Origin of the sequence: Herbaspirillum sp. C7C2 (assembly GCF_022627865.1) — a bacterium.
GTDB classification, from domain to species: Bacteria; Pseudomonadota; Gammaproteobacteria; order Burkholderiales; family Burkholderiaceae_D; genus Herbaspirillum; species Herbaspirillum frisingense.
Genome location: NZ_JABXGI010000001.1, coordinates 683679 through 698614 on the forward strand (window position 1 = coordinate 683679; position 14936 = coordinate 698614).

Annotated in this window: 12 protein-coding genes; 7 read left to right on the top strand and 5 right to left on the bottom strand. The window is 63.9% G+C overall.

Annotation, left to right across the window (positions count from 1 at the left end):
• Positions 1-44 precede the first annotated feature (44 nt).
• Positions 45-353: a putative quinol monooxygenase gene (locus tag HWE04_RS03140; RefSeq protein WP_241811460.1), complete on the bottom strand. Its 309-nt coding sequence runs from the start codon at positions 351-353 to the stop codon at positions 45-47.
• The gene (locus HWE04_RS03145; RefSeq protein WP_241811461.1) at positions 350-1030 is read right to left on the bottom strand and encodes a type 1 glutamine amidotransferase domain-containing protein; all 681 of its coding nucleotides are present in this window, start codon (positions 1028-1030) and stop codon (positions 350-352) included. Before HWE04_RS03145 ends, HWE04_RS03140 begins: the two co-directional genes overlap by 4 nt.
• A gap of 134 nt (positions 1031-1164) precedes the next feature.
• Here HWE04_RS03145 and HWE04_RS03150 point away from each other — a divergent pair, with 134 nt between their 5' ends.
• Positions 1165-2076, top strand: a complete 912-nt coding sequence (locus tag HWE04_RS03150; RefSeq protein ID WP_241811462.1) for a LysR family transcriptional regulator — start codon at positions 1165-1167, stop codon at positions 2074-2076.
• A 150-nt stretch (positions 2077-2226) separates the two neighbouring features.
• Positions 2227-3549: a hemolysin family protein gene (locus HWE04_RS03155; RefSeq protein WP_006465271.1), complete on the top strand. Its 1323-nt coding sequence runs from the start codon at positions 2227-2229 to the stop codon at positions 3547-3549.
• A 139-nt stretch (positions 3550-3688) separates the two neighbouring features.
• On the opposite strand, the gene HWE04_RS03160 is transcribed toward HWE04_RS03155, so the two are convergent.
• The 3 genes from HWE04_RS03160 to HWE04_RS03170 form a co-directional block, all read right to left on the bottom strand.
• A complete protein-coding gene (locus HWE04_RS03160) occupies positions 3689-4030 on the bottom strand; it encodes a helix-turn-helix domain-containing protein (protein WP_241811463.1) in 342 nt (113 codons plus the stop codon).
• A 349-nt stretch (positions 4031-4379) separates the two neighbouring features.
• The gene (gene ggt, locus HWE04_RS03165; RefSeq protein WP_241811464.1) at positions 4380-6140 is read right to left on the bottom strand and encodes a gamma-glutamyltransferase; all 1761 of its coding nucleotides are present in this window, start codon (positions 6138-6140) and stop codon (positions 4380-4382) included.
• 261 nt (positions 6141-6401) lie between these two features.
• Positions 6402-7472, bottom strand: a complete 1071-nt coding sequence (locus tag HWE04_RS03170; RefSeq protein WP_234295645.1) for a LacI family DNA-binding transcriptional regulator — start codon at positions 7470-7472, stop codon at positions 6402-6404.
• Positions 7473-8153: 681 nt separating this feature from the next.
• On the opposite strand from HWE04_RS03170, the gene HWE04_RS03175 reads away from it, so the two are divergent.
• The 5 genes from HWE04_RS03175 (at position 8154) to HWE04_RS03195 (ending at position 14825) form a co-directional block, all read left to right on the top strand.
• Positions 8154-9506, top strand: a complete 1353-nt coding sequence (locus HWE04_RS03175) for a GntP family permease (protein WP_006463834.1) — start codon at positions 8154-8156, stop codon at positions 9504-9506.
• Between the two features lie 73 nt (positions 9507-9579).
• Positions 9580-11133 (top strand): gluconokinase, encoded by a 1554-nt coding sequence (gene gntK, locus HWE04_RS03180; protein WP_241811465.1) that lies wholly within the window; start codon positions 9580-9582, stop codon positions 11131-11133.
• A 71-nt stretch (positions 11134-11204) separates the two neighbouring features.
• Positions 11205-11999, top strand: coding sequence for an SDR family NAD(P)-dependent oxidoreductase (locus HWE04_RS03185; RefSeq protein ID WP_077236601.1), 795 nt, complete (start codon positions 11205-11207; stop codon positions 11997-11999).
• Positions 12000-12026: 27 nt separating this feature from the next.
• The gene (locus HWE04_RS03190; RefSeq protein WP_006463831.1) at positions 12027-13064 is read left to right on the top strand and encodes an L-idonate 5-dehydrogenase; all 1038 of its coding nucleotides are present in this window, start codon (positions 12027-12029) and stop codon (positions 13062-13064) included.
• A gap of 201 nt (positions 13065-13265) precedes the next feature.
• Positions 13266-14825: a methyl-accepting chemotaxis protein gene (locus HWE04_RS03195; protein WP_241811466.1), complete on the top strand. Its 1560-nt coding sequence runs from the start codon at positions 13266-13268 to the stop codon at positions 14823-14825.
• Positions 14826-14936 lie beyond the last annotated feature (111 nt).

The following is a 14936-nucleotide window of genomic DNA, read 5'->3' on the forward strand; positions in this document are numbered from 1 at the left end:
CTGAGCCGGCAGGGTAGGGCGATCAGCCTCCCCCTGCCTGGCGCTCATGCCGGCGTGCAGGCACGCAGCAGGTCCACCTTGCGATAGGCCAGCAGCGGCAACACCTGGCCGGTGACCAGCAACTGGTAGTGCGCCGACTGCTTGTGCTTTTCCAGGGCGGCGGCATCGCGGTAGCGTTCCACCAGCAACACCGCTTCCGGCCCTGCCGGCGAGCGATAGATTTCATAGCCCAGGCAACCCGGCTCGGCCAGTGAACGCTGGCGCATTTCCTCGGCCAGGGCCAGTACCTCGGCCATGGCATTGGGCGCCGGCTGCCAGCGTGCCAGCACGGTGATGGCGTCGGCGGCGTTCATGCTGCCTCCGCAGTCAGTGCCTGCACCACGGCGGCGGCCATGCCGGCGCCGGAAGCCGGGTTCTGGCCCGTGATGAGCCGACCATCGACCACCACCTGGGCTTGCCAGGGTGCAGTCGACGTGTGTTCGGCACCTTCGGCACGCAGGGCGTCTTCCAGCTGGAAGGGGACGTCGGCCTGGGCGTAGTTGGCTTCCTCTTCGTTGGAGAAGGAGGTCAGCTTGCGACCGCGCAGCAAAGGCGTGCCATCCCCCAGCGTCACCCCCAGGAACGCCGCCGGCCCGTGGCAGACGGCCGAGACGATCTTGCCCGCATCCCAGGCGCGGGCGATGGCGCGCTTGACCTCGGGGTCGACCGCGATATCCACCATCGGACCCAGGCCCCCCGGGAAGAAGATGGCGTCATAGTCCAGCACATCCACTTCGGACAGCTTGCGGCTGCGTGCCATGCGACGGATCGCCAGGCCGTTGCGGAAAGCCAGCTGCGCCGGGTCGTTGGCGTCGTAGCCGTCTTCCGGCGGGGTGCCGCCCAGGGGCGAGGCGAACTCCACCGCGATGCCAGCCTGCTCGAACACCTCGACGGGATGCGCCACTTCCGGGAAGAAGTAGCCGGTGGCGCGCGAATTGGGACCGATGGTCGCACTATTTGTCAAAATAAAGAGGACAGTCTTCATGCTCATGATAAAGCTCCTTATAGTCGGATGATTGGGTAGATGCCGCATCGCTGCGGTTGATCAAACTATAGGGAAGAGCCGGTTGTTGCGGTAGAGTCTGTTATGCTTACGAAATGTCAAACTGATTGATACAATCCTCCATGCCTGATGACGCCCCCATCCTCGACGAACTGCGTGCCATGGCCGTATTTGCCACGGTGGTGCGCGCCGGTAGCTTTGCCGCCGGTGCGCGTGCACTGGGCCTGACACGGGCGGTCGTCAGCCATCACATACGGGCGCTGGAGACCCGGCTGGGCGTGCCGCTGGCCCAGCGCAGCACGCGTAGCTTCAGCCTGACGCCGGCCGGGGAGGCTTTCCGGGTGCATTGCGAGCGCCTGCTGGACGAGGCCCACGACGGCATTCGCGGCATGGAACTGCTGCGTGCCGAGCCCAGCGGCGAGGTGCGCATCACCTGTTCGCATCATTTCGGCAACAAGCGCATCCTGCCGGCGTTGCTGGAGTTTCGTCGTCGTTACCCTTCCGTGCGCCTGCACGTGGCGATGAACGACAGCAATGTCGATCTCGTGCAGCAGGGGATGGAATTGGCCGTGCGCGCCGGTCCGCTGGCCGATTCCAGCCTGGTGGCACGTCGTCTGGTCAAGGAGCCCACCATGCTCTGCGCGGCGCCCGCCTACCTGCGCCGCTATCGGGCGCCGACCAGCGTGGAGGAGCTGGCCCAGCACCGCTGGGTGGTCTACCCGCCCAATCAGAAGACCCTGTCCCTGCAGCAGGGCGAGCGGGAAATCCAGGTCCCCGTCCGGGGTGACGTGATCACCGACAGCGCCGCCTCGCGCCTGGCCTTCGTGCTGGCCGGTGAGGGCCTGGCCAGGCTGCCAGCCTATGACGCCGCGACCCTGCTGGCCTCGGGTGAACTGGTGCGGGTGCTACCGCAGGTGCAGACCGCGCCACTGGAAATCTATCTGGTCCACGCCCAGCGCGTGGGGCCGAGTGCACGACTGCTGCGGGATTTCCTGTTGCAGGCGGGGCAGGAGATGATGGCTTCGCCAACGTGATGGAGGGTTTTGCCCGTTCCAGTCGGCTGATGCGTGCGATATTGTTATTTTGATAGCAAAACCGGTTCGCCCGCCGACCCATGGTAAATTACCGGGTCCGGACCGGCTCATTGCGTCCGGGCCCTTTGACAACCCCGATAGGAACCCTCGTTGGAAAACATATTACTGATCGTCGCAGCCTTCTTCCTGGTTGCGTTGAACGGTTTTTTCGTCGCTGCAGAATTCAGTCTGGTCAAGTTGCGTCAAACGCGCATCAGGGCCATCGCAAAAACACAAGGCTTGCGCGGCCGCATCCTGGCCGTGGTCCACAATCAACTGGACGCCTATCTCTCCGCCTGCCAACTCGGTATCACCCTGGCCTCGCTGGGCCTGGGCTGGATCGGTGAACCGGCATTCGCCCGGCTGCTGGAACCGCTCTTCTCGCTGGTGGGCGTGACCAACCAGGAACTGATCCACGGCATCTCGTTCGTCTTTGCCTTCTTCGTCATTTCCTTCCTGCACATCGTGGCCGGCGAACTGGCCCCCAAGTCCATGGCCATCCGCAGCCCGGAAAAGCTGGGCCTGTGGTGCGCGGTGCCGCTGTATGGCTTCTACTGGGGCATGTATCCGCTGATCTGGGTGCTCAACGCCAGCTCCAACTGGCTGCTGCGCGTGGCCGGACTGGGCGCCGGCCATGGGCATGACGCGCACTATTCCTCAGATGAACTCAAGCTGATCCTGCGCGCCGGTGGCAAGAGCGGCAAGAGTGGCAAGTTCACCCGCGACGAATGGAACATGCTGGCCCAGAGCCTGAACTTCGCCGAACTGGACGTGGCCGACATCATGCGCCCCGCCAGTGAAATCGTGGCCCTGGGCGATGACAAGACCCAGGAAGAAAACCTGGACATCATCTACCGCAACCGCTATTCGCGTTATCCCTACTTCGACGCCGAGCGCCAGCAGGTGCTGGGCCTGGTCCACCTGAAGGACGTGTTCCTGGCACAGCAGGATGGTCGCGCCATCGGCAACCTGAAGGATTATCTGCGCCCGGTGCAGTTCATCTCGCCCGCCTTGCCGGCGCTGGACCTGCTGCGCCGCTTCCGCACCGGCACGCCGCACTTCGCCGTCATCGGCAAGAAGGGCCAGCCGCCGCAGGGCTTCATCACCCTGGACAATATGCTCAGCCTGCTGGTGGGTGAGATCCGCGACGAATTCCGCCACAACACCGGCGAGTGGACCCGCCAGGACGACGGTACCCTGCTGGGCAAGGGCAGCCTGCCCATCGTCACGCTGGAGAACATGCTGGGCATCGACATCGAGTACGACGACAGCATCGACTCCGTCGGTGGCCTGGTGATGGAGAAATTGGGCGACCTCCCCAAGGAAGGCCAGAAGATCGAGTTTCCCGCCTTCGACGTGGTCATCAAGCGCATGTCTGGGCCGAAGATCGTGCTGGTGAAGGTCTATCCGAAGATGGTGGAGATGCGGGAGTAGGTCTGTGCCTGACTGAGGACCACGCCGGTCCTTGCACCAGGAATGCCGTTCAGCGTCGTGCTGGACGGCATTTTTTGTTTCGGGGGCGGGGAGGGGGCTTCGATAGCGCTGCTGCTGCTTTTACCGCCGTGGCAACGCCTCACAGAGATGCAGACGCCGTGAAACTCGCCGTCTTCAACAACATCGCCCGAGCAGAACGATCTGCGTGTCGGAATTGCCGGACCAGCTTTTCCAATTCACGTTCCAGCAGCGTGGTGGCGACATAATCGGCGTCACCACTGAGCAGCCAGTTGATATCGATGCCGAACCGCTCGCGCATACCGCGCAGCAGTTTGGCACCGGGCATGCTGCGACCACGTTCAATCTGGTAGATGTGGTTGGGTGCAGTGCCCAGCGCAATGGCGAACTGGCGCTGGCTGATACCCAGTTGCAGGCGAACGGATTTGAGCCGTCGCCCGAGAGATGCTCTGCATGGACTCATGCCTTGCTCCGAATGGATGAGGCTGACAAAGGCGCGTTGGAAAAAGTATGTCGGAGGTTGGAGTGCATGCTCGGGAGGCGCAAAAGAACTAACTTTATTTTCCCGGTATAGATATTCAGACGGGTGGCAAGGGAGATGAACCGTGGATTACGTCAGCATCCATCAGTCGTCCTCAGCTTTCACCTCTCATCCCGGGATGTCTGACGAGAAATGCGTCATCGCCCCACATCCCACACAGTCGAAAAAAAACCGGTCCCTGAAAATCAGGAACCGGTTTCTCTCTTCACTGCCTGCCCCGTCAATCAGTGACGGGGCAGGGTGATGCATACTTCATGTCACGCGAGTCAGATCAGAACCCCAGCGTACGTCCATCCGGATTGCGCGGATCGGAGAAGCCGTCAAAGCCGTCTTCCCGGATCTGGATGGTCTGCGTGCGTCCCATGGAGGGTTGCACGCTGATCTTCTGGCCCTTGTCCTGCAGGATCTTCAGGGTATCGGCGGAGAGCCCCTTTTCCACGCGCAGCTGGTCCGGCGCCCACTGATGGTGGATGCGCGGAGTGATGGTGGCTTCGGCCACGTTCATGTCGTGGTCGATCACGTTGAGGATGGTCTGCATCGTGGTCGTGATGATGCGGCTGCCACCCGGGCTGCCGGTGACCAGGAAGGGCTTGCCGTCCTTGAGCACGAAGGTGGGCGACATCGACGACAGCGGTCGCTTATACGGTCCCACTGCATTGGCGTCGCCACCGATCAGGCCGAAGGCATTGGGTACGCCCGGCTTGGCGGCGAAGTCATCCATCTCGTTGTTCAAGGTGATGCCGGTGCCGGTGGCGACGATGCCGCTGCCGAAGTTCAGGTTCAGGGTATAGGTGGTGGCCACCAGGTTGCCGTCCTTGTCGGCCACCGAGTAGTGGGTGGTCTGGTCGCTTTCATACGGCTGCGGCTGGCCCGGCTTGATCTCGGTGGAAGGCGTGGCGCGATCCGGGTTGATCTTCTTGGCCAGTTCGTCGGCGTAGGCGCGCGAGGTCAGGCCCTTGACGGGGACCTTGGTGAAATCCGGATCGCCCAGGTATTCCGAACGGTCGGCGTAGGCCAGCTTCATGGCTTCGGCCATCAGGTGGATGGTCTGGGCGCTGTCGGCGCCGTATTGCTTGAGCGGATAACGTTCCAGGATGTTCATCATCTGGATGATGTGCACCCCGCCCGAGCTTGGCGGCGGCATGGACATCACCTGGTAGCCGCGATAGTTGCCCGATACCGGCACGCGTTCGACCACCTTGTAGTTGCGCAGGTCGTCGGCGCTGATGAGACCGCCGTGCTTGTCCATCTCGGCCACGATCTTCCTGGCGATGGCGCCGTCATAGAAGGCCTTGGGGCCTTCCTTGGCGATCAGGCGCAGGGACTTGGCCAGATCCTTCTGGACCAGCATTTCGCCTTCCTTGAGGGGACGACCTTCCTTGAAGAAGATCGCCTTGGACGAATCCCACTGGCCCAGGTGCTCACGCTCGGCAGCCAGGATCAGCGCCAGGCTGCGGCTGACCGGGTAGCCTTTTTCGGCCAGTTCGACCGCCGGCTGGATGACCTGCGACAGCTTCATCGTGCCGTATTTGGAGAGCGCATGCGACAGGCCCGCCACCGTGCCCGGTACGCCCACGGCCAGGTGGGTGTAGAGCGAACGGCCGGGGACCACGTTGCCCTTGTCGTCCAGGTACATGTTGCGGGTGGCGCGCTGCGGCGCCATCTCGCGGAAGTCCAGGGCCACGTTCTTGCCGGTCTTGGCGTCGTGGATCATCATGAAACCGCCACCGCCGATGTTGCCCGCATTGGGCAGCACCACCGCCAGCGCGAATCCGACCGCCACGCCCGCATCGACGGCGTTGCCGCCCTTCTTGAGGATGTCCACGCCGACCTTGGTGGCCAGTTCCTGTTCGGTGGCGACCATGCCGTGCTGGCTATGGACCGGGCTGATGATGTCGTAGGTCAGGTCGTACTTGACCACGGGGGCCGCCGGTGGTGCCGTCTGGGCGCTGGCCGGCAGGAAGGCCAGTGCGCCGCACAAGGGCAGCAGGGCCATGGCGGCGGGTTTGCAAAGACCGGTGAATGTCTGCATGAGGGATGCTCCTGATGATCTGGACTTGAGAATGTGCATATTATTTATAGGAATGCCGTCCCGATGCGATGCGGCAGCAGCCTGGACGACACCGGAAGATTGTAGAGAATGGACCGCATCTGTCCAGAGCCAGCGGCCAGCGTTGGATGGATTATTGATGGTGATTCGTCCATGGATGGACGGGATGCGGCGGACCGATGAGGTGGTTCGCCGGGAGGCAGCTCCCTTGCGCAGCAGGTGCCGACGAAGCCCTTCGCCGGTTCAGGTGCTCTCGCGCACGGCCAGTTCGAAGCCCAGGTCCAGGCGGCCCTTGGCGATGTCTTCGCCCTTGAGCTGGCGCACCAGCATCTCGGCCGACTTGTAGCCGATGTCATAGCGCGGCGTCACCACCGTGGTGATGGACGGCGTGGCACAAGCGGCCCAGGAGAGGTCGTTGAAGCCGGCGATGGCCATCTGCCCCGGCACGCTGATGCCCTGGCGCTGACATTCGAAGAGCGCACCGAGGGCCAGGTCGTCGTTGCAGCAGAAGACCGAATCGCAGTCCGGATGCTGCTCCAGCACGCGGCGCAGCAATTGCGCGCCCATGTTGACGGTGGTCGGTTCCGGCAGCAGCACCTCGATATCCGGCTGGATGCCGGCCTCGATCAGGCCTTTGCGGAAACCCTCTCGACGCTTCATCATGCGCGGGTCCAGCTGCGCCGCCAGGAAGGCCGGTCGGCGATAGCCGCGCTGGACCAGATGGCGTGCCACCGCCTGCCCGGCGCGGGTCTGCGAGAAACCCACCGACAGGTCGTGCTGGCTGCGTCCCAGGTCGAACATGCGTACGGCCGGGATGTCGCGGCTGCCGGGGCGGGCCTGCAGGATGTCGTGCTGTTCGCTGCTGGAGAGCAGGAAGCCGGCCGGCGCATGGGCCAGGTAGGTGGCGATGAGTTGTTCTTCCTTGTCCCGCACGTAACCGGTCTCGCCGATGAGGAACTGGTAACCGGCACCGGCCAGGTAGTCGCGGATACCCGAGAGGGTTTCGATGAAGACCGCATTGGTGAGAGAAGGCACCAGTACCGCTATTACCTGCGAACGTGCCGAGGCCAGCGTCGAGGCGGCCTGGTTGGGAACATAGCCGAGCCGGGCAATGGCCTCCAGGATGCGCTGGCGGGACTGTTCCTGCACCAGGGCCGGCGTCTTCAGTGCACGCGATACCGTCATCGGACTGACCCCGGCCTCGGCTGCCACATCAATGATGGTGACGCGACCGGTGGCGCGGCTGCCGCGTGCGGGGGCGGAAGACTTCGGCTTGGGCCTGGGCGTGGATTTGGGTGCTGCGCGCTGGGTCATGGAGAGCGGGAGAGTGCGGTCAATTCAGGGTGGCGACATGATACCTGCTTGCGGGGTGGGAGGGCGTGATTCCTGTGGGATGCGAGGAGACGCTGCGCCTTCGATACGCGGCCATGCCGCTACTCAGTCCGAACGGTTTCCGATGATCAACGCTTCCTCTCTTCATCCTGCGCCCACCGTCCACCGCCAACCGCCAACCGCCAACCGCCAACCGCCAACCGCCAACCGCTCACAGGCCATCACCCCCTCCCGTTCGGACTGAGTAGCCGCGCAGCGGCGTATCGAAGACACGCCGACAGAGCACCGCCATCCTCGCCCGGCAGGATGAGTCCGGAGCACACCCGAAGGAAAATGATTTCCGTACGGCACGCCCGGCCCTCCGTTCGCCCCTCCTTCTGCCGCACTGCAGCACAACAAGTGTTTGACCCGCGCAAAATGTTAGCGTTATCATCGCGCCCCATGTTAACGCTAACATCCGAACCTCCGGGCACACGGCGGCGGGGTCAGCGGCGGCATACCACACTCAGGTCAATCAGATAACACTACGCAGATAGTGCAGATGTTCGCGCCTCCCGCCAGGGCAGGCCGCAGGAGACGTCCGTCCTCAGCCTCGCGCCGGGGCCACGCTGCTGCGGCTCTTTGCGGGCCGCACGGCATCGGCTATCGGCAATCGGAGATCCCATGCTGGGAATGAGCCACGACGCCACCTTGCTGTTCAATGCAGTCATTGCGATCCTCGCGCTGATCCTGATGATCACGCGCTTGCGCATCCATCCTTTCATCGCCCTGACGATCACCTCGGGCTTCCTCGGTCTGATCTCGGGCATGCCGCTGCCCAAGATCGTCAAGTCCTTCCAGGACGGCTTCGGCGGCGTGCTGGGCTTCGTCGGCATCGTGCTGGGCCTGGGTACCATGCTGGGCAAGCTGATGGCCGAGTCCGGCGGTGCCGACCAGATCTCGCAGACGCTGGTGCGTGCCTTCGGCCGCGAGCGCGTGCACTGGGCCATGATGATGGGGGCCTTCCTGGTCGGTATTCCCCTGTTCTTCGAAATCGGCTTCGTCTTGCTGATCCCGCTGGTATTCATCGTGGCGCGTCGCTCCGGCGTGCCGCTGTTCAAGATCGGCATGCCCATGCTGGCCAGCCTGTCGGTGATGCACGGCCTGGTACCGCCGCATCCGGGGCCGCTGCTGGCCATCGGCATCTTCGGTGCCGACATCGGCAAGACCATCTTCTACGGCCTGCTGGTGGGCCTGCCGACGGTCATCATCGCCGGCCCCATGTTCGGTTCCTTCATCTCGCGCTACGTCGACATCAAGCCTTCGGAAGAACTGATGGCGCAACTGGCGCGCGAGCCGCAGACCAGCAACCTGCCGGGCTTCACCACCACCCTGGTGACGGTGCTTTCGCCGGTGTTCCTGATGCTGCTGAAGACCTTCGTCGACGTTACCCTGCCTGAAGGCCACGCCGTGCGCGACCTGATGGATTTCATCGGCAACCCCATCGTGGCCCTGCTGGCCGCGCTGTTGCTGGCGATCTGGACCTTCGGCCTGGCCCGTGGCTTCACCCGCCAGCAGGTGTTGAAGTTCGTCGATCAGAGCCTGGCGCCGACCGCGGCCATCGTGCTGATCATCGGTGCCGGTGGCGGCTTCAAGCAGATGCTGGTCAATTCCGGTGTGGGGACTGCCATCGGCCAGCTGGCCGTGCATGCACAGATTTCGCCGCTGCTGCTGGCCTGGTTCGTGGCCGGCGTGATCCGCGTGGCGACCGGTTCGGCCACGGTGGCCACCATCACCGGTGCCGGCATCGTGGCCCCGCTGGTGGCACTGATCCCCGGTACCAACAAGGAACTGCTGGTGCTGGCCACCGGCGCCGGTTCGCTGATCCTGTCGCATGTCAACGATGCCGGGTTCTGGCTGGTCAAGGAATACTTCAACATGAGCGTGGGTGAAACCTTCAAGACCTGGACGGTGATGGAAACACTGATCTCGGTTGTTGCTATCATCTTCATCATGTTGCTCAACCTCGTCGTTTGATCGTCATTTAATACTCACGATGCAACGCCCGGCTGGTCCGGGCGTCTTGCCATCTGTCAGATAAGGAATTTCCATGTCCACCTCCGCCCGCTACATGCTCGGTGTCGATATCGGCACCACCAGCACCAAGTCTGTCGTCTTCACGCTCGATGGCAAGGTGGTCGCACAGCATGCGCAGGAATACCCGGTGATCTGTACCGAGCCGGGCATGGCGGAGCAGGACCCGCAACAGATCGTCGAGGCCGCGCTGGCCTCGATTGCCGGGGCCGTCAAGGCTGCCGCCGCAGCGCCGCAGGAGATCGCCCTGCTGTCCTTCAGCGCGGCCATGCACAGCGTCATCGCGCTCGATGCCGAGAACCGCCTGCTGTCCAACAGCATCACCTGGGGTGATATCCGCGCCTCGGTCTGGGCCGAGCGCATCAAGCACGAACACGATGGCAACGCCATCTACCGCCGCACCGGTACGCCCATCCACCCGATGTCGCCGCTGTGCAAGCTGATGTGGATGCGCCATGAAAAGCCGGAAGTCTTCAGCAAGGCGGCGCGCTTTGTCGGCATCAAGGAATATCTGCTGTACCAGTTGTTCGGCCAGTGGGTGGTGGACCACTCCATCGCCTCGGCCACCGGCATGTTCAACCTGCGCGAGCTGGCCTGGGATCGCGGTGCGCTGGAACTGCTGGGCGTCACGCCCGAGCAGTTACCCACGCCGGTGCCGACCACCCACCGCCTGCCGCCGCTGTCACCCGGGATGGCCCAGCGCCTGGGGCTGTCGGTGGACACCCCCTTCATCATCGGCGCCAATGACGGCGTGCTCTCCAACCTGGGCGTGAACGCCATCGAGATCGGCCACGTCGCGGTGACCATCGGCACTTCCGGCGCGATGCGCACGGTGATCGATGAGCCCCTGACAGACCCGCATGGCCGCCTGTTCTGCTACGCCCTGACCGAGAAGCACTGGGTGGTCGGCGGCCCGGTCAACAACGGCGGCAACATCTTCCGTTGGGTGCGCGATGAACTGGCGACCGCCGAGGCGGCCGCGGCCCGTGATGAAGGCGTCGATCCCTATGAGGCCCTGACCCGTATCGCCGAGAAGGTGCGCCCCGGCGCCGAAGGGCTGCTGTTCCATCCCTTCATGGCCGGCGAGCGTGCACCGCTGTGGAATGCCGACCTGCGCGGCTCCTTCTTCGGCCTGGCCCTGCACCATGGCAAGCACCACATGATCCGCGCCGCGCTGGAAGGGGTGATCTTCAATCTCTACAGCATCCTGCCGGCGCTGGAAGAACTGGTCGGCCCGACCAAGCGCATGATGGCCACCGGCGGCTTTGCCCGTTCGGCCCTGTGGCGCCAGATGATGGCCGACATCTTCAATCGCGAGGTGATGGTGCCGGAAAGCGTGGAATCGTCCTGCCTGGGCGCGGCCGTGCTGGGCGCCTGGGCCTTGGGGCTGGTGCCGTCGCTGTCGGTGATTTCCGGCATGGTCTGGTCCACCAACCATCACGCGCCGCATGCCGACGCGGTGGCGGTCTACAGCCGCCTGCAACCCATCTTTGCGGCCATTCCGGCCAAGCTGGAAGCGGAGTACCACGCCATCGCCGCCTTCCAGCGCGAGACCGGAAAGGCGCACTGAACGCTGCTCCGGCGCAGGCCGGCCTGAGCAGTTTCGATCTGCCACCTCCCCAACAAGAAGAAAGAGACCACATGACCACCAAGACCACCTCCCTGCCGGCAGGCCTGCAGGGTTTTTCCCTCGAAGGCCGGCTGGCCCTGATCACCGGTTCGTCCGGCGGCATCGGCCTGGCACTGGCGCGCGGCATGGCGCAAGCGGGCGCGGCCATCGTGCTCAATGGACGCGATGCCACCAAGCTGGCCGCTGTGGCGGCGCAACTGCGTGCCGAAGGCCACGTCATCCATGAATCCAGCTTCGACGCCACCTCTTCTGACGAGGTCAAGGCCGCCGTGCAGAAGATCGAAGGCGAGATCGGCGCCATCGACATCCTGGTCAACAACGCCGGCATCCAGCGCCGCAATCCGCTGGAGGAGTTCAAGGAATCGGACTGGCACGACCTCATCAACACCAACCTCAACAGCGTCTTCTACGCCGCCCAGGCAGTGGCGCGCCACATGATCCCGCGTGGCGCCGGCAAGATCATCAACATCTGCTCGGTGCAGAGCGAACTGGGTCGTCCCGGCATCGCCCCCTATACCGCCACCAAGGGCGCGGTGAAGATGTTCACCAAGGGCATGGCGATCGACTGGGGCAAGTACGGCATCCAGGTCAATGGCCTGGGCCCGGGTTATTTCAAGACCGAGATGAACATGGCCCTGGTCAACGATGCCAAGTTCACCGACTGGCTGGTCGGCCGCACGCCCTCGCGTCGCTGGGGCGATGTCGAAGACCTGGTGGGCGCGGCCGTGTTCCTGGCCAGCGATGCCTCGCGTTTCGTGAACGGCCACATCCTCTACGTGGATGGCGGTGTCACCGCGACCCTGTAACCCATTGATGCCATTCAGGAGAAGATCATGCAACAAGGCCTCGTCATCCATGCTCCGCACGACCTGCGCATCCAGCAACTCGACAGCGGCGAACTGCAGCCGCAACAACTGAAGGTCAAGGTCAAGGCCGGCGGTATCTGCGGTTCCGACCTGCACTACTACCACCACGGCGGTTTCGGCGTGGTGCGCATCAAGGAACCGATGGTGCTGGGCCACGAAGTATCGGGCCAGATCGCGGAAGTCGGCAGCGCCGTCACCGACATCGCGCCCGGTACCCGCATCGCCATCTCGCCCAGCCGCCCCTGTGGTCAGTGCAAATACTGCCAGGAAGGCAAGCAGAACCATTGCCTGGACATGCGTTTCTACGGCAGTGCCATGCGCACCCCGCACGTACAGGGCGCGTTCCGCCAGGAAATCGTCATCGAGCGTTCACAGGCCCACGTCGTGGCCGACCACGTCAGCGATGGCGAGGCCGCCATGGCTGAACCGCTGTCGGTGGCATTGCATGCCGTGCGTCGCGCCGGTCCGCTGGTGGGCAAGCGCGTGCTGGTGACGGGCTGCGGCCCCATCGGTGCCCTGGTGGTGATTGCCGCCCGTCGCGCCGGCGCGCTGGAAGTGGTGGTCACCGATGTGGCGAAGATGCCGCTGGAAGCCGCACTGAAGGTGGGCGCCGACCGCGCCATCAACATGGCCGAGACACCGGAGGCGCTGAAGGCCTACGCCGCCGACAAGGGGACCTTCGACGTGCTCTTCGAAGCCAGCGGCAACGAGCGCGCGCTGGTGGGTGCACTGGAGGCGCTGCGTCCGCAGGCCGTGATCGTGCAGGTGGGCCTGGGCGGTGACATCCAGTTCCCGGCCAACCTGCTGGTGGGCAAGGAGCTGGACTGGCGCGGTGCCTTCCGCTTCCATGAAGAGTTCGCCATGGCCGTCGAGCTGATGAACCGCCGCCTGGTGGACGTCAAGCCGTTGATCTCGGCCACCTATCCCATCGCACAGGCGGTGGAGGCCTTCGAGATCGCCGGTGATCGTTCGAAGATGATGAAGGTGCAGATCAGTTTCGACTGATCCGCCCGGGGCGATGTCCGCGCTGCCCTGCAGTGTGGTGGTCGCCCCGCGTTCGAAAGGCAGTCCTGCCTTGCTTTCTGGTCCGATCGTCTATGCCAGATTGACAATATCTTGTGCACGCTATAAGTTTTGCCCCCATGGGATGGCAGGGATGAATGCCCGTCCCGCCTGACAAGCACGGCAAACCTCTGGGGGGAGGACATGATGGCCAGACCTTATGCGCTGACGGTGGGACAGCGCCTGTTTCTGTTGATCGTGCTGGCCATGCTGGGCCTGGCTGCCACCGCCGCCGTCAGCCTGCGCCAGATCGAGAACGTCTACCACGCTGCCAACTACGCACAGGTCAATACCGTCCCCAGCGTTACCTCGCTGGATGATGCGCAAGGCGCCTTCAATGCTATCCAGGGGCGGGTCTATCACTACCAGGCCAACCAGGACCCCAGCGACCGGCGCCGCCTCCTGCAGGAAATCGAGATCTACCGCCAGCGCCTGGACAAGCAGATGAAAGTCTACCGCGCGGCCTATGTCACCGATGAAACGGACCAGGCCATGCTGGAAGACGACCTCCAGCGCCTGACCGTTTTCGAGGACGTGGTGCGACGCCTGCTGGCGCTGGTGGACCAGGGCCTGGACGAGCAGGGCAAGATCGTGGTGGGGCTGGAGTTTCGCGGGGCTATCGAAGCCGTGCAGGCCGCCTTTGCGCGCCATCGTTCCTACAACATCGCCCTGGGCGAAGCCAGCGCCCTGTCGGCACGCGAGATCATCGAACATGCGCTGCAGACCGTGCTCCTGATGGCCGGCGGGGTCCTGCTGATCATGCTGGGTGCCGGCTGGGGCATCACCCACACTCTCACACGCCAGTTGGGCGCTGAACCGGGCGACGTGGTCACGGTCATGCAACGCCTCTCCGATGGCGACCTCGTGCAGCAGATCGCTCTGAAGCCGCGCCATGGCCGGAGCATGATGAATTCCATCAAGACCATGATCGAACGCCTGTGCCAGGTGGTGGCCGAAGTCACCGCCAGTGCCGAAGCCATGGTCAGCACCGCCGAGGAGGTCAGCGCCACGGCGCAGTCGCTCTCCCGTGCCTCGACCGAGCAGGCCACTGGTGTGGAGCAGACCAGCATGGCACTGGAGCAGATCCACGGGTCCATCCTCAGTACCTCCGAGAATGCGCGCCAGACCGAGCAGATCGCCGCCGGTGCTGCCAGCCAGGCAGGGCAGTGCGCGCAGACCCTCAGGCAGATGGTGGAGGCGATCCAGCAGATCGCCGGCAAGATCGCGGTCATCGACGACATCGCCTATCAGACCAACCTCCTGGCGCTCAACGCCACCATCGAGGCGGCCCATGCAGGTGAGCACGGCACCGGCTTCGCCGTTGTCGCGGCCGAGGTCCGGCGGCTGGCCGAACGCAGCCAGGCCGCCGCGCAGGAAATCGATGAAGTCGCCCGCGCCAACGTGATCCTGGCGGGCGCCGCCGAAGAGCAGTTGCAGCACATGCTGCCGGCGATCGGACGTACCTCGGAACTGGTACAGGAAATCGTGCAGGCCTCAGAAAAGCAATCCACCGCAGTCAGCCAGATCAGTGTCGCCGCCAGCCAGCTGGCCCAGGTGATCCAGCAGAACTCGCTAAGCTCCGAAGAGCTTGCCGTGACTTCGGAGGAGCTGAACCGACGCGCCATGGTGTTGCAGACCACCATGGGCTTTTTCCAGTGCCGGGTCGGCCGGCGTGATCGCGCAGTCGTTGCAGCGGCGCTCTAAAGCACGTTGGCTCCACGTTCTATAGCGCCATTTGTGCAGGTAACCGGAAATAACAAAGCACATTGATTTCTCATGGCGTTGCAAGATTGCCTATAGACAATCTTCACTTCC